The organism is Cognatundibacterium luofuense (assembly GCF_018139685.1).
Lineage (GTDB): Bacteria > Pseudomonadota > Gammaproteobacteria > Burkholderiales > Burkholderiaceae_D > Undibacterium > Undibacterium luofuense.
Genome location: NZ_JAGSPN010000004.1, coordinates 1 through 17,022, shown reverse-complemented (window position 1 = coordinate 17,022; position 17,022 = coordinate 1). Strand labels below are relative to the sequence as shown.

Below are 17,022 nucleotides of genomic sequence, written 5' to 3'. Positions count from 1 at the left end.
AGTTAGCTCGGTTTAGGCTGGCATCTTAATGAGAAACCGCGTGAACATTTCACACCCAATCTTCATTTGCGACGAGAGAACGCACGCAGCAAAAGCGTTACCGTGTCACGAAAAGACAGCCTCGCCTCAAAGGTAATAGGCGGCTTCAAACTTACACAAATCAGTGCAAACTTCCAAGCGGCGCTTGTAATCGAGGCACCGAGCGTTAGTGTTGCAGGCGGGAGGCCGACGAGTTTTGACGGACAAGCCTGAGCCCGTAGGGCGACAGGTCCAGCAAAGGCTAGTTGGGGGCGAAGCCACTCTACTCCAAATCGATTATGCTCCTTAAATCCAATCGCTATATCGAGGTCACCTCTGCAGCTTCAGCTTGGAACACAACTTCTAGGATTTGCGTCGTAGTACTAATGACAGAATAGAATAACAAAAATGATGATATAACAAAGATAGAGGCTAGGTCGAAGTCACCAAATCCAGTAAAAAAAGCGCCCCCAAAGAATAGCTGCAAGTATAGGCCTTTTAAGAGTGCAAGTGACGTGCTACCGGAAAATCCATAGGTTGCAATGGTGAACACTGAATCAGCATACCCCCCAAAGCTTTGATAAATGAACCCGTTGGATTTACTTTTTTCAAGTTTACTGAAGAACTTACTGGCGCCAACACCAACGATAGCAAGAAGCCAAATAACGACTGCAGGCCAATTTGACTCAAGAAAAATGCGAACAAAATTCTTAGCTTCGTCTTTGAAATTTACCAAAACAACGCCAAGAATCAGCAATACTAAGATCACGGCTAACCGCGGCACATTAAATTTACCCCGGCTCATGCGGTGCTCCCATTGAACTCTGCAACTTCAGCATCCTCCTTTTTATCCTGCTCCTTTCCAAGAAGCGCCCCAATAAAGCCACCAGCTGCGACACCGGGACCTCCACCTAATGCCCCAATTACACCACCAACTAACATTCCAAGTGCTGTATTGTCAGAGCCTTTTTCTGCAAAAACGTCGTTCACGTCATAAGTTACTCCATTGGACATAAACATATTGCCCCCTAGTTTTTGCGCAAGCGCCGGGCGGCTCCGAGCAACAGAACGAATAAATATTTTACCGTTACCTTTTTTATCAAGTACGTAGAGTTTCAATACTGCCTCTCAAATAAAATTACCAAAGCACCAATGGAATTTTTTCTATTTTTAAAAATGGAAATATATATCTTTCGAGCATTAAATGCTACTAAATTATTTTATTTTCCAGGAAAATAAATTCAGATCATCAAATTAGGATAATTTTTACGGGATGAACTACGGCGATCGCAATATGAAATATGCGTTCTGCAAAACACATCAGCATGACATCTACTTCGTACACGTCAAGTAATTTATATATCTGCACACTAACTGCGAGCACCCTTTCAAATCATTGCTCAGTGACAACGAACAATACTGAGAATTACGTTTTATTAAAAATAGTAATTTTAAAATAATATTACATGCGTAACTTCACGTTTGCAAACTGCGAATGCACTGCGATCAAGTATGGAATGATCAGGACTACTTTCGCTCAGCAATAGATAATACAAACTTCCTCAAAGTTGATGCAGATTTACACATCATTTATTAACGATATCTTCACATTCATGCAAGTAATTTAATTGCCAACAGTCCCTAAGATTCAAATATTCCTTCCGAGTTTCACGCTAAGTGATCTCATCACTAAATAATACAGATAAGTCAAAAGCTGCAAACGTAAGTCAAAACGCCACTTTACAGGACGGGGATTTTGTAAATGTTCACTGAACATGATGAAAGTAACGGCTGCCATTGCTGGTAAATGAGCAGCGGTTACCATCATAGGAAAAAGCATAAGCAACCACCCAGAACCAACGCAATATATGCCGTGTTGCAAACCATAATTATATGAATCAATACCGGATTGATAGCCAAAGGCCCTGATAATTTTATGTTGATGCCCCTGATTTAAACAATATTGCTTGTAAGGCGAGCATTGCCAAATTAACGCAACTATCAAAACTAATGACGCTGACAAGTAACCACTAAGTTCTTGACGCTGAATCATTGGGCTAAGGAGTAACAACGGCAGGCTAGCAAGGCTCCAGCTACTCAGATAACCAAGCACAAACAAAATGCAGTTACTAAAGCGCAATCTTTTCAAGCTAAGTGCTGCCAGTTGTTGTAACGGTAAAATCAACTTTGGACTCATCATTGCTAGCACCATTAAACTCCATGCCCACCACTGCCCTCCCAACTTCATGATGCTGTCTACGTTGATAAAATTTAGATCGAAACCTTTCGGTGCGATGGTGCGGCAAACGTCTATTTCAAGCTTGTCGCCGGATTTGAAAAATATGAGAACCCATGCCAACAAGCTGAGACTCATCAGCAAAAAATTAATCTTACGTGCCAGTTTTGCTGATGGTCTCATCGCGGTTACCCGTTAGTTGTTAGACAGTCGGTAGATACTAATTCGGTCTATGGTGCAAGTGCTACCATCAGCATATATCTTCCCTTGCGGTTCAATCTGAATATCCAAATTGTCGGTTAGATTTCCCGATAAATGCAATTGATCCGCAATTTCGGAGATATTCAATTTCACCGTCAAACCAGCGCCAGCATGATGACTGGTTGGAGCACTTGCTTTGCGTATTCCAAAAAGTGAGAAGTGGCCAGCATCAAGATTATTGACGAGCACCTTGTAAATTGCCGCATCCATCTGCCCTTTGATACCCTCCAGCACAAGGTAAACATCGTCAGGTAATTGGCTGGCGCTGGCTGTAGATAGGCTTTTTGCTAACAGTTGTTGTGGAGCGCTATCTAATTTAACCTTAACCTGAGTAGCAGCCGCACCCAGGCTTATGTTTTGGTTAGATGCACCAAATAACTCTGGAGTGTTTTTGTTTTCCATAAGCGTCGGAACTGTCAAAGTTTGGCTTTGAGCCAAAGCACGCAAGCGCGCATGCATCAAATTACCGACTGGGACATGTGCTTGTGCGCCGAGATTTTGATAGGAGTAATCAAGCTGGCTAATGGTATTCACCATCGATGGGTAGTATAGCCAGGCTGAGCCATTCGGATTAGGCATATAGAAGGGACGGCGATTACCTCGGGGATCGCTGTCATTGGGTCCGTCTAACCAATCAGCATCGGTCGGATTGGCATTTCCCGCCAGATTCCAACTCGCCCAGAGACGGTCGATATTTGCATGGTGCAGATAGAAAATCGGATCGAGACCCGCCAAACCCGGGTCCGCCATCAAGCCCCAGAGTGTATCGCTGACTTGTCCACCTACCTCGTTGTGAACCATATTGTGTGGATTTTGTTCGAGGTTACCGGTAGAGCTGCCAAAATGTGCAAAACCTTCGGTATTACCACCGCCATATTCGTTGGTATAAGCCGTGTTTTGCTGGCATTTCTGATTAACTACCTTGGGGTCAATATAGATTTGGCTATTCCCTTGTATGCCATAACGCGCAGTGACATACAACGGATTGGCGGTGTTATCCGGCAAATGTGTTTGGGCAAAAGCCGGCGGCATATTGAGTTGATTCGTGTCTGTATCGAGGTAGTTCCAGTATGGCAAGGCCCAATTGGCAGGACCACCTTGCTGTTGTATCAGTATGCTTAAAATATTTTCCAAGGCATACAGGTAGCCACGATGCCAGGGTGGGAAGAACCAACCGGCATGTTGACACTGGTCCCAAAACTGAGCGATTTGCGTGGTGCTCGGTAAAGGACTCGTCGGTACTGCGGGCACCGGTGGAATATCCGCCCAATTTGGGAAGCCACTAGGCACAGGCGTGCCAGGATCATCGCCATTGACTATATATTGACCATGAATTGCCCCGAAAAACCACCAGCTGGTCGGGTCAGACAATTGCCTTGCCATCATTGCGCGCACGCCTTTGGCGTACCAGAGTAAATCTGGATTTTGAAAGGTACCGCCGTTATTCCAGGCATTGTTACGCGTCAGGCTCGTAGCTGCAACGTTAACTGATTGAATGAAAAACTGACTGCTTGCCGAACCTAGCAAAGTGACAGTGATCTCATTCGCGCCTGATTTTAATAGCGATGGTGGAATGCTCCAGTTGACCGTGTGGAAATTAGGATTTTGATCGACGTATTCCGGAATAAAAGAAAAGCCATTGACGCTGATGGAAATAGGATTGTTTGCTTTGCCATCAACCAAGGCGGCGCAAACAGTCATATCCCAGGCGACACGTACCGGACTACTCAGTTGCAGATTGAATTGCATGAGGCCGCCATTTTCCAATAGCGACCAGGTACTGTATTGCGAACGAAAGCCCGCCCCTTGATATTTGCTTAAAGAGAGATTTGCAGAAGGCGTGGGATTAGCCACCGAAAAATTCATGGCTTGGCTGGGAAGTGTGGATTGAGCTTGCTCTGAAGTACTCATATGCGTTTTATCCTTACATGTCAATTGAAGTAAACGGAGAAACGACTTGACGCGGCGCTACAGTCCATTTCCAGGTTGAGAGCGGGCTCTCAACCTAAGCTGGCGGGACTAGGCCAGTTGAAACATTCAACAGCAAAATCCGTACCTGCTCGAAATGGATCAATTGAATGAAGTAACCGGGTGACTTTATTGGACTTAAAAATCAGTAAGAAGCAGAGTTGAGCTTTTCTTACTGATTAGATGTAATGTCATTCAGTGCCCAGAGTGCTCACTGTGTTTAACAGGGATGCTATGCCCACCATGTGCGCCAGAAGAAGCGCCACCTTTACTATTCGGCACAACCACCTTAACGTTCTGCATCATGCCCTGATCTTCATGTTCGAGGATATGACAATGTAAAACGTATTCACCGATGTAACGTTGATAGCGGGTTGCCACCTCGATCTCGTAATCCGGTGAAACTAATAAAGTATCTTTCCACGTACCAATCAGATTCTGATACTGCTGATAAGCATCCGAGGTTTTATCTTCAGGCCCCTGACCTACCCATTTGATTCCAATAATTTGAAAAGGATTAACGTGAATATGGAATGGATGGCTGCCTACTTTGGATCTGAGTGTCCAAATCTGCTCAGTTCCTAAAATCAGCGTATGGTCCGTACGGTCTGGTTTATAGGTGTATTCAAGACTAGGTTGCAGATTGGGATTAAATTTCCCTTCGACCATAAAACGTGTTTTGTCGCCGACCGGTGCGATATCAAAGGTAACGTATTCTTTAGTCTGACTATTTAGCTTCGCAAGTGTTTCAGGCGTAAAGCTTTTATGCGGAACAAATTTGTTGAGCTGCAAGCCGTTCTTTAGATCCGCTTTGATTTGTTCGCGCAGAATGGCTGGCTGTTTATTCGCTGCGACTAACAGTTGCTGAGTCATGAATTGCGTTTGGCTAGCCTCATCACTTGCACGTATAGTTTTCGCAGAAGATTTTCCTGATGTACCACCATCAATTATCGCGAGCAAACGCGCATTTTTGGCTTGGTCACTGTTAAGCGAGGCTGGTGCCTTGTCATCGTAAACGCAATATTGACCTGCGTTGGGAAGCGCAAAAAGAATGTCGCTGCGATATCCTGGTTGTAGAAAATTCGTGGTTTTCGAAATCGCCTTTGCGTGCGTCAAGCCATCGCTAGCGACCTCAAATTGCCACACGTCGCTACCACTACATACTTCTTCTATCGACTTTTTGCCACTCAATAGGTCAGAAACTTCCTCAGGCTTAGTGACCTGTTTGATACGCAATTTCACCGTATCCTGAAAGCCAGCATCAATCAAACGCCAGCGATGGACCGTGTTGTGGGCCATCACAATTTTAGGGTGTACCTGACCATTGATCATGGTGTAACGCCCTGACGCACGCCAACTGCCAGGTTTTTCTACTTGATTAAAATTCTCCACAACGCCAACTTCACCCTCAGCACAAGACCAAGGACCAATTTCATTACCATCTTTATCGTAAACACTTTGATAGCTGGAATAGGGATTACCCGGCGTACTTTTGAAACAGGCATAAGGCACCTGCTGCAACAGCATAACTTCAGCGCTACTTCCCCCCTTTTTAGGTTCGAATTCCTTGAGTAAGGTATCCAGATCGCCATTTTTTGCCAGATTAGGGTAACGCTCGCCCTTTACGATCAATGCACCCGTCATACCACTCGCCACTTGCATCGCAGTCGTGCCATGCACATGGGGATGGTACCAAAACGTTCCTGCCGGGTGATCTACCGGAACGTTGTATTCGTATTCAAAATTGACATTTGGCTCAATGGACAGCAATACGTTATCGCTATTCCCACTGGGTGAAATCCACAAGCCATGCGAATGCAGATTGGTGATATTGAAGCAGCCAGGGCTGCCAGGCGCATTCAATTCCGTAGGTGGGCATTGAATTTCGGTCTGATCCGTGTGTGCAGAGAGTTTCTCAACCTGCTCAGGTAATTGGTTATGCAACTTAAATCGTACGGTTTGTCCAGGCACCATCATCACTGTGGGAGCCTGAAAGCGAGCGGCGCCGAGTATATTAGTATCCCATGATCGATCTTTTTTTTGCTGATATGCGCGCAGTCTGACTTTATCCGCAGTCCCTGTTATCGGGTTATAAATACTGCCGTCGGTATAGCGAATAAACAGGTCGTATGATTTTTCAAACTGGTCTCTTGGACTAGGAGTGTGATTGATAGGAAAGTCGTTTGGAGTCAATAATGGCGGAACTTGTAATATACGTTGGTTAAGCTTAGCCAGAGCGTTAGCGTTTATCGCCTCATCGGCAAAAGCGATCGAGGTGCACAAGCTCACCGCTGCGAGCCAAAGGATAGAGTGGCGATGCGTGGATGGAGTTTGGTGTGACATCATCAGTTACCCTTCGTTAATGACAATGATTGACGGCGTACAAAACGTACCTCTGCGACGTTATGGTTCTTTGTCGTACTATGGGTACCGTCTGCATTGCCACCGGTTAGCCAAGGTTTTCACAAAAATGCTGCCTGCTGGCAGATTGGCATCGCTTATTTGCGATATTTCCAATAGGGCCGAAGTGTTTTAGCCCTGCCGAGACGATTTTATCCAAGCATTGCTAATTATGTAAATAAATAAATTTACATTTTAATAAAATAACTTTATCATAGTTTTTATATTTCGTTCGTTTTTTTCGAGGTGACCTGCCGCCCCCAAAAAAAGTTAGTACGAAACCAAACTAGAGTCCGCGATTTAAAACTGTATGCAAACTGATTCAGCGTCAAATAGCCAATTGTGCCGTGTGGTCGTTGCTCAATATAGTCTCGACGCCATTCTTCTATTGCTTCCCTAGCGTAGCGCAGCGAAACAAACCAATGTTCATTCAGATATTTGTCCCTGAATTTTCCGTCAAAGCACTCCATGTAAGCGTTCTGCTGCTTGCCTGGTTCGATTAAATAGAGTTTAAACCCACATTCACAGGCCCATGCATCCAGTGCTTTACTTGCAAACTTCGGACTGTTATCAACCCTGATCGATGCCGGCAGTCCACATTTTTCTGCCAGCCTTTCCAATACATGAACGCCCCTTCGCCCGGGCAAAGAATGATCCACTTCGGTGGCTAGGCATTGTTTCGTAAAATCATCGACAATATTCAGGCAGCGGATTCGTCGTACACTTACCATACCGTCCGAGACGAAATTTATCTACCAGCTTTGATTCGATGCCATTGCCGATGCTTTGAAAATGCGTTCGATACCGGCAAAACGTTTGCGTTTCCTTCGGCAAATCATCACCTCGGCTTCCCGATAAAGGCGGTAAGTCCGCTTGTGATTAATCGCCCTGCCATCCCGCCGAGACAGGATGTGCAGCGGCCAGTGGCCCCAGCGCCGTCTCTGGCTAGCCAATTCGTGCAGCCGTGCTTTGAACGAAGTATCGTCCTGTGGCTAGCCTTGATAACGGTAGTTGGATCTCGATATCCCGATCAGTCCAAAAGCACGGGGGAGTACCTAGCTCATGTGCTGTCATCAGATGCAAAACGGCAACACGCCTGGCTTGTGGGCTTACCACTTTTTGGCTGGCGATGAATTTTAAAGCTGCGTTATCGAGCATTGATTCCGCCAGCAAGTGCTCGAGTTGCGTATTCTCGGCCTCCGTGACTTTGAGTCACCGTACATCGTAGACACAGTCGTGAGCCGAATTTGGCTTCCAGTTGTAGTAGGTGGCTTCGCTGATTCCGTGCTGGCAAAATAGGCAGACTCTACATCTTCACAGTGCCTATTTTGGGGGGAGCAGTTTAGAGGAGCATTTTCGCCTAGCGCAGAGCTCTTTCGACCAGGGAATCAACACACCAGACAAAGTCACCGAACTGCGCAGCCGCGAATGCCGTCACCTTCCTTGGCAGCTAGCTGATTTCGCTCATACGAATAATTGGCTACGTACATGTCGTTTACCTTGGCGTAGCTAACACTGAATACCTATTCCGATTACTACTTCAAGGACTCTTTCCCAAGAATATCCAAATTGAACAGGAGCGATAAGGAAGCAAAATTATGCAGCCTTGTTTCGAGAATGCCAAGTGCGGGACTGGTTATGTCAAATGCGTTGATCGTCGTCAAAGGTAATGGTCAAGCTATTAGAAAGGTCCGCGATATGGCAGCATGTCGCCAAAAAAAACAACAACTGCAATCAAAAAAACTAAGAATTCATGCTGGTAGCAGTGATTTTACGAAGCAGACCGTCTAAACTATTATGCATTTTCAAAAACAACACCATCCGCGACATTCAACACTCTGCTACTATATGCAATAGTGCTAGGACGATGAGCGACCACAATCCGTGTCAGTCCAAGATCAGCAAGTACCCCGTTGACACCAGCTTCATTTTGAGCATCTAGATGGCTTGTTGCCTCATCAAGCACCAACACTTTAGGACGCTTGCATAACGCGCGAGCTAGCAGCAGACGCTGCTTTTGACCACCAGAGAGTCCCGAACCCAGGTCACCGATAAGCGTATGATATCCCATTGGCATCTTTTGAATAGTATCGTGTATATAAGCTAGGCGAGCGCAATTTTGTACGAATTCGGCAGGAATATCATTATCAAAGAATGTGATATTTTCTTGGATGGTTCCAGTAAGAAGTGCGTCATCTTGCATCACCGTGCCAATCATGCTGCGGACATTTTTTATACCCAATGTCTCAATCCTGACTCCTCCATACAACACCTCGCCCTCTGTCGGCGTCAACAAGCCCAACAAAATTTTAATCAATGTTGTTTTACCCCCACCGCTAGGGCCAGTTATCGCTACACTTTCACCCATTTGAATACAGCAGTTCACATTGCGTAGCACCCACGCCTCACTACTATCATAACGAAAACTTACGTTACGTAATTCGATCATTGCAGGCAAATGGGAGAGATCAGTTTTCTCGAATGTTGGTTCGGGAGTAGTTAGCACAATATCTGCCAAGCGCTCAGAGTGCATGCGGATCATTTTGAAGTCGACAAAAAATTTTAGAATATTATTTGTTCGCTGCAAAAATTGCATTTTATAGGTGAGAAAAACGATGAGCATTCCGATCGTTAAGAAATGCAGGGGATCTCCGGAAAGAGCTAATCGTGCACCAGCCCAAACGACAACAATATTTTCCAATGCACCAACATACCAAACCACCGAACCAAGTGCTACGTCAATCTTACCTTTGCGTAGATCTAACTGCTGCACACCTCTAATTAGGCTCTGCCAATTTTGTCGCCGCTGCATCTCATTATTAAAGAGTTTCAACGGCAGCATGGCCCGAATAGTTTCAAGAAAGTAGGTACTTTCCTTTGCGGAAATAACAAGACGCTCCTTTGACAATCGCTCTAGCTTATTGTAGACCACGAATCTCGCCCCTCCTTGCACAAGGAGGGCAGTAATTGAAATGGCCGATAACATTGGCGAATAGCTCAACATCACTGCCAATGAAGCTAACGCCATTAAGCCATCAAGTACAGCTTCCAAAGCACTTACAGTGAGTGCTTGTTGTATAGTGCCTATTGAACCAAAACGGGAGACAATGTCACCCAAGCGACGGCGTTCGAAAAATTCCATCGGCAATTTGATTAGATGAGAGAAGATATTCGTTGCCCACTGTATGGCTAGATCCTGTGTCAAAATTAAAATCGTCCATGACCGAAGATAAGCCAACAGAGCCTGTACAGATAAAATTAAGCCGAAGCCGATTGCTAAAATAGTCAGTAAATCGAAGTCAGCAGAGGACACGACATTATCAATAACAAATTGCAGGTACAAAGGCCCAAACAAACTGCACACCTCAAGCGCTAATGCGATAACTCCAATACCCATCAATGAACGCAAGAGACCACTTGTTTGGGCAAAGTATTGTGTGATGCTTGGTTGCACACGGGGCGTCTCCGGCGCAAAAGCGGCGACTTTGGAAAATTCAACAACAACCCCTGTGAAGTGATGCGACACTTCTTTAGGCAACATCCGCCTGACACCTACTGCTGGATCGTAAATTTCAAAATAACCTCTTGCAAAGGATCGCATCACAACAAAATGATCGAAATTCCAATGTAGTACACAGGGCACTTTAATGGTTTTCAATGTATCAAGTCCCATACGCATCGGTGTAGCAATTAGACCAATTGAATCAGCGGCACCCACTAGGCGCCTGAGGCTCATACCGCGTGGACTCGCGCCAACCATATTGCGTAGCTGTACAATATTAAGATCATTACCATGCCAGTTAGCGATCATGGTAAGACAGGCCAGACCGCATTCGGCTGCTTCAGACTGAAAAACAATCTTCATAGACAAAACTCGTTACTTACATGCTTCGAAATAATTGCAAAATTATCTACTTATTTAATGATCGAAATCGGGGACAAACAGGCTGGATGGCATCGGAGGCATTTGCGAACATGGAATATCTAGTGATACATCTTCCTTGCCACCAAAATGCAGATCAAGACCTTTTGAACATTGATTGCGCGCGTAAGCTACGGCCATTAGTCCGTTTTCACGCATCGAATATCCGCCCAGGTGCGTTAGGATCACTGGTCGCCGGATTCTGTGACATGAATCCAGAGCATCTACTTGGTAGATTTGATTATCGTAGGCGACGCTTGTCGCCCCATCACAATCGTAGGCGACCCTGTCAATAACCAACTTATCCAGTATAATTTTAGCAACAATGGCGGGTAGATGCTCCCCCGCCGTAATTTGATGTATATGAAAGATTTGCTGCCCCCGCGCCAGCACTTCACGCCATGGGAGCTTCGATTCGATCAGGTCATTAAGGTAAGATTGTTGTGTAGAAACGGATGAATGAGACGCACGTTGCATCGCGACTCGAAGCAAATCTGCAACTGTGTAACTGCGTGATGTCTTGGTGGCCGCAAATAAATCAGCCCATAAGTCCAGGGGGGTAATGGGAAGGGAGCTGTCTTCACTCATTGCTGCAGCAAGATAGAAAATAGAAGCTCCACAGTTGTAATGCGTACGTCCGCCACTAACAAGTTTGCTTGATAGTGTTTCACCATTTGCTGTGGTGCAGCCAATCAGGGTGTTCGCACGCTGATATCTATAGCGTTCAGTATCAGCAAGCCCTAAAGTGCGCAAGGCATCATGCGAAGCAGCCTCCGCTCCGCCCTCCAAGAGCCAGACAGGCTCATTGTTCTTTAAATGCCAAAGTTCAGCATTCCACAGGTGGAATAGCTCATGCGCGACAAAATTATCTAATTGATAGGCCTGGTCTACATCTTCATGCTTCCAACTTTGTCCCATCAAGTTCAGGCGGACCATTCCAGGATTAGTGTCACCGCGAAAACCGAATTCACCAGTTGCCGCAACAGGATCATATGAAACTACAATCCACGGTTTATGCTTGGGACTAATACCAAACTTTCGCGAGTACAAGTCCATGAGGGAACCTACTCGCTTATCCAAAGATTTAGCGATCCAACTCGGTAGTGCATTATCTATTGTGATGACGTATGCAGCTTCGGCTTTCGTATTAACTTGACCTATAACTATGTAGGTGGATGGATCATTAGCACGCCAGACTATCATACCCTTGCTTACGGCACGTCCCAACACCACACCTGCATTAGCGAGATTTACTGCCCCCCCACCTTTTGGAAGCAAATATTCCGAATAAACCTGCGCACCACGCCCGTCTCCAAAGAGTATAACCGGAGTGTAAACTCGATCAAGCAAACCATCGTATTCAAACGCGTTCAGTCGTACAGAAAAACGCTTTTGTGGTTTCGGTAGCAGCAATGCAGTACCATCAGCATTCAAACGCACACCGCCCTGTGGAACCCAAGATCTCAATCGAATTTCACCATTTCCTGCAAAGCGCAAAACTTCGACCGCATGTGATAATTCGAAGCTGGCCTCGACACTCGAATGGTCAGCATTGAAAGCTAGCGTCACAAGAGCTGATTGCGCGAGTGCTGTTGATGCGAAAGTATAAAGCAATATAAGCATTGATACACATCTAATCCTTACCCACAAACTGCTACCTGATTCATTTACACTCTTCATACTGCCGTCCCTTTGCCCAATAAACGTCTTTCAATCTCGAAGCGTGAATATCCATTTGCAATCAGATATTTTGTCACATGAGTGTAGAACTTTTTCAAACCATCACAAAATACACTGGGATTGTCAAAGCCATTCAATTTTGAATAACGATTCTCAAGATCTCCGCCACGGCAAACACGACTCCAGCAGCAAGATTTGCAGGTACTTGGCAGTTTGGCGCGATAGGCATCAATATCAGCAAATACCGGTTGTGCTAAATAAGTTTCAAGACTTGTTTGTGCTACATGCGGTGTTTTTTGAGATTGACGCCATTCCAATGCAACCATGTAAGAGTCATCAAGTGACAATTCTCCATCACTTTGAACAACAATAATTTGAGTGCCTAGACCTTGCCCACTTGAATTTGACGGAATACTAACCTCGTTAATTTGTTGAAAAAAACTTAATAATCGATCAATTTGACGCACTTTGGCCTGAGCTCCGGTTTCTATCCAGGCATCAAATATCTGACAGAGTATTTCTCCATACCTTTCAGCTGGGGTGTTAAAAGGCAAACCTGTATCGTGCTGCACATCTGGAAACAAAAAAGAGATTTGCTCGACACCTAAATCTTCATGCAGGTGCTTGAAAATTTTACGGTAATCGAAAGCGGCATTAATAACAGAAATAGTGCTTGGTGCCGAAAGAGCCCTCACACCCTGAGTTGCTGCCTGAACTTTGCGCAACCCGGCCACCACCTCATTGTATGAACCCTTACCATTATTAGCGATTCGAAATTTATCATTTTCTTGCTCACCACCATCAATACTTATACCTACGTTAACCTCATATTCCTGGAACGTTGCGATCCATTCGTCGTTGATAAGCACAGCATTGGTTTGCACTTGAAAACCAAGTTGGACGTGATTTAATTTGCGCCGGAAAATATCACAGAAGAATCGAAAACGTTCTGGTTTCAGTAACAATGGCTCGCCACCGTGAAACGCAATGAGTACACGTGATATTCCTAAATCACGTACTCCTTGATTCAAAAAATCGGCTACTTCCTCCGCTGTAGATTCTTTCATAACAGGCGGTCTTTTTGCGTAGGTATCATCACCAGCATAGAAGTAGTAGCAATAGGTACAGGCCAAATTACAACGTTCTGATACTTTGAGAATGACCTGCAATGTGTCGAAAGGCATATTATCTATATATTATGAGATAAATCAATAACACTAGGAAACCGCTGATAGACTCAAAAGTGCTGTGAAATTTCTGCCAACTGAAGAGTAATTAGCAGTCCCTAGTATTTGGAAAGCTGCGGATATCCTTTCAGTACCCACAATGAAAAGCCTTGTCTGTAAAGACTTTACATCGCGGGACAACTAACTAAATTAGCCAATACCTTTAGGAGGGGGAGTAATTGGGCTAGCCATAGTATAGTTCCCTCCCCCGGTTTGCGAATGGCTGCCACTACCTGACTGGCTGTAGTTACCACTGGTTTGAGTATAATTGCCACCTTGAGCATAACCATCACCACCGACAACATCGTCCCATTCTGCAGGTGTCAACAAACGCTTAACCACCTCGCTGCCATTACTAGATGACAAGATCACGTCACCCAGAGCAACATCTAGTTGATCTTTTTCATTCATTTTTAAAAGCTCCTTTTTAACGCACCCTGAGTCACGCCGGGCACATCGCGCTATTCAATAAAAGACGCCAAGCTTGTGCTTCGACGACATCTATCAAATTTCAAAAAATGGTTCGTGCACGTAAAAACGGATCAAAAATCCACTCCCAGACATAACGCTCATCCTGCCGAATCTCAGCCTCAAAAATCATGCCAGCTTTCAAATTCAATTCTTTTCGGTATCGATTTGTAGCTTTGCCGGAAAGTGTCACAACGATTTTGTAATAATTCTCTACATCGGCTCCGCGTTGTGCAGCTTGGCGCTGATACATCACAGGAAGATCCTGTAACGCTACAGCTACCGGACTGACGTTTTCCACCACACCGAAGTCAACACCATACTTTTCATATGGAAATGCTTGATATTTAATTACTACCGACTGTTTCGGTCGAATAAAACCAATGCTACGGCTTGGAGCAAATAAAGTCGCAACGAGATTAATCTGTCCGGATTCACTAACATCCACGGCCGGGGTGATAGTGGCCAAAATCTGATTGACTTGCGCAGCCTCGCCAACATTACGATGTAGCAGAGTTAACATGCCAGCCACAGGGGCTGTGATTGTTAAACCGCTACGAATTGCAGCCTCCACGCTAGCTTGAGCGTTGGCAGCAAGAGAGCGTTTCAGATTTTCGATGTCGGGACCAAGTTGCGCTTTCAAACCTTCAAGCTCTGAACGGGCGGATTGAATATCGAGGTCAATCATTGCTAGGACGCGCTCCGAATTTGCTACACGTGATTTCGCCTCTAGGTTTTCTAATTCCTTTTGTTGGACCTGAGATTTTGGTACCAGTCCGTTGCGCCCTAGTTCAATACTACGCTGCCACTCAGCCTCGGTTACCAGCAAGCGTTCGCGCGATAAGGCGAGATCCTGCGCCGAATTAGCACGTTGAAGCATTAGTCCGTTGACGCGCGCAGTTAAGGCCACTCCTCGCTGCTTACTTTGTTGTTCACGTAAACTGATCTCTCGTTTTAATGTGAGCTTTTGCTCGTCAATGGAGATTTGTACACGCCGTGCAGTAGAATCGCCACCAATATACTTATCGGTACCGATCTCGAAGATTGGCTGTCCTTTTGCAACCATTTGACCATCGGTTGCACCAACGGACAAAATAGAACCTTGCACACCACTGGAAATAGTTACCAGACCCGACCTGGGCTCTAGGTGTCCATTGATCAAAATTTTCCGTGGGATACGCGCTGTCAGACAGAACGTCAATAGTGATAATGTAACAATTACAGCAAGTATGGGGATACTAGGAGGTATCGCGCCTTCAGTAATCTTTGCAGGCTTTATCCAATTAGCCTGCTTGTACTCAACGGCCTCGCGTCTAAAAAGCATGAGAGATATTCTTTTGCACAGAGAGTTAAATCGAAAAAACTGCAGTTACCATATACGCGACTTTGAATAACATTTGCAACATTTGCACTCCAGAGCAATCGCGCCGAACTGCGATGAGCTCAAATGTGGCAGATATTGAGTCAACATTCGTCGCATCTTAATATTCTCACCAATTTTGATGTGTACATTCTTCTTTTCAGAGTTTTGGTTGGCCTATTTTTTGATGTATGAAAAATACTATAAATGTTTCTATAATTGGATTCAATAAAAACAAAAAATAAAAATACCAAAAAAAACAACACCCCCCCTTTACAAGAAGATTATTTTTCTATATTTTGATAAATTTATTTTATAATCAATAGAAATAATTATCGAAATTTCCTACGCTGAAATTTTCAATGTATTTATTACAAACATCCGTTTGCAGACATTTTTTTAATCATGGACTCTAAATGGCGCTGTTGCACAAATCCTGAACAGGTCGAGACGCCCCTTCCCCCAGACCGATTTACGCCACCGCCACCGTGCATGGACGCCCCAGCATGCCGAAGCGATTCAAGATGGCAGCACACACTTGCAGCTCTGCCACTTGACCATCGAAGCACCGAGCCGTCACCCTTTCACCCAACCGTTTGAAACAATACATCTTGGTTCCCACCAAACTGCGGCGATGATAGCCACTCCAGCGCTTCCAAATCGCCCGGCCTAGTCGTTTGGTTGCCCGTAGAATCTCGTTCCGGGCCAGAACACCCAGCGAACTTCCTTTCCACGATCTCGCATTCTTGCGAGTCGGAATGCATCCACTTGCGCCCCGCGCGGCAATCCCTTCATGACAGACTTGGGTATCGAAAGCCCCATCCCCGCTCACGCAGCTTATCGGCTCATCGGCCGGGATCTGCGCCAATAGCGAAGGCAGCATTTGCGCTTCGCCCTGACGGTTGTCAGTCACCTCAATAGCGCGAATCTGCAGGGTTTGCGCATCGATGCCCAGATGCACTTTGCGCCATTGCCGGCGATATTCTGCGCCGCGCTTCTTGGTTTCCCACTCACCTTCGCCCAACATCTTGATGCCTGTGCTATCCACCAGCAGATGCAGCGCACCTGAGCTTTTCTGGTAGGGAATTTTGACCTGCAGCGTCTGCTGCCGCCTGGATAGCGCGCTGTAATCTGGGACGCCCCAGTCCAAATGTAACCCTCCCGTAAAATCGAACCATGCATAACCAGAGTTCTTGAGGCAAACTGAGATGCCAAAGGAGAGCACAAATGCGTAAGAGCCGATTTACCGAAACACAAATCATTGGAATTCTGAAGTCTGTCGAAGCGGGCCGTTTAGTGAAAGATGTTTGCCGTGAGCACAGCGTTTCCGAAGCTACGTACTACCAGTGGAAATCAAAATATGGTGGTATGGAGGCAGCAGATATCAAGCGCCTGAAAGACCTCGAAGAGGAAAATCGCAAACTCAAAATGATGGTTGCTGACCTGTCACTGGAGAATCATGCATTTAAAGAGGTGATCGGTT

12 protein-coding genes and 1 pseudogene are annotated in these 17,022 nt (G+C 45.4%); 1 reads left to right on the top strand and 12 read right to left on the bottom strand.

Annotated features, from left to right (window positions below; translation table 11 throughout):
• Nucleotides 1-337: 337 nt before the first annotated feature.
• The 12 genes and pseudogenes from KDM89_RS06890 to KDM89_RS06835 form a co-directional block, all read right to left on the bottom strand.
• A complete protein-coding gene (locus tag KDM89_RS06890) occupies nt 338-823 on the bottom strand; it encodes a hypothetical protein (RefSeq protein WP_212687219.1) in 486 nt (161 codons plus the stop codon).
• Nucleotides 820-1,137, bottom strand: a complete 318-nt coding sequence (locus KDM89_RS06885; protein WP_212687218.1) for a hypothetical protein — start codon at nt 1,135-1,137, stop codon at nt 820-822. The genes KDM89_RS06890 and KDM89_RS06885 overlap by 4 nt, the downstream gene beginning before the upstream one ends.
• A 529-nt stretch (nt 1,138-1,666) precedes the next feature.
• Nucleotides 1,667-2,437 (bottom strand): copper chaperone, encoded by a 771-nt coding sequence (locus tag KDM89_RS06880; protein ID WP_212687217.1) that lies wholly within the window; start codon nt 2,435-2,437, stop codon nt 1,667-1,669.
• Nucleotides 2,438-2,449: 12 nt separating this feature from the next.
• A complete protein-coding gene (locus KDM89_RS06875) occupies nt 2,450-4,426 on the bottom strand; it encodes a tyrosinase family protein (RefSeq protein WP_212687216.1) in 1,977 nt (658 codons plus the stop codon).
• Nucleotides 4,427-4,678: 252 nt separating this feature from the next.
• A complete protein-coding gene (locus KDM89_RS06870; RefSeq protein WP_212687215.1) occupies nt 4,679-6,829 on the bottom strand; it encodes a multicopper oxidase family protein in 2,151 nt (716 codons plus the stop codon).
• A gap of 275 nt (nt 6,830-7,104) precedes the next feature.
• Nucleotides 7,105-7,614 (bottom strand): integrase core domain-containing protein, encoded by a 510-nt coding sequence (locus KDM89_RS06865; protein WP_212687214.1) that lies wholly within the window; start codon nt 7,612-7,614, stop codon nt 7,105-7,107.
• Between the two features lie 1,064 nt (nt 7,615-8,678).
• Nucleotides 8,679-10,748: a peptidase domain-containing ABC transporter gene (locus KDM89_RS06860; protein ID WP_212687213.1), complete on the bottom strand. Its 2,070-nt coding sequence runs from the start codon at nt 10,746-10,748 to the stop codon at nt 8,679-8,681.
• Between the two features lie 54 nt (nt 10,749-10,802).
• Complete coding sequence (locus KDM89_RS06855) at nt 10,803-12,485, bottom strand: gluzincin family metallopeptidase (RefSeq protein ID WP_212687212.1); 1,683 nt, start codon at nt 12,483-12,485, stop codon at nt 10,803-10,805.
• Complete coding sequence (locus KDM89_RS06850) at nt 12,482-13,669, bottom strand: radical SAM protein (protein WP_212687211.1); 1,188 nt, start codon at nt 13,667-13,669, stop codon at nt 12,482-12,484. The genes KDM89_RS06855 and KDM89_RS06850 overlap by 4 nt, the downstream gene beginning before the upstream one ends.
• Before the next feature lie 192 nt (nt 13,670-13,861).
• On the bottom strand, nt 13,862-14,122 hold the full coding sequence (locus KDM89_RS06845; protein ID WP_212687210.1) for a hypothetical protein: 261 nt from the start codon (nt 14,120-14,122) through the stop codon (nt 13,862-13,864).
• A gap of 100 nt (nt 14,123-14,222) precedes the next feature.
• Nucleotides 14,223-15,341: an HlyD family secretion protein gene (locus tag KDM89_RS06840; RefSeq protein ID WP_212687209.1), complete on the bottom strand. Its 1,119-nt coding sequence runs from the start codon at nt 15,339-15,341 to the stop codon at nt 14,223-14,225.
• 670 nt (nt 15,342-16,011) lie between these two features.
• Nucleotides 16,012-16,689, bottom strand: a pseudogene (locus tag KDM89_RS06835) (IS5 family transposase); the annotation flags it as partial.
• A gap of 77 nt (nt 16,690-16,766) precedes the next feature.
• Here KDM89_RS06835 and KDM89_RS06830 point away from each other — a divergent pair.
• Nucleotides 16,767-17,022, top strand: a 256-nt coding sequence (locus KDM89_RS06830; protein WP_212687208.1) for a transposase, incomplete at its 3' end; no start/stop codon positions are given.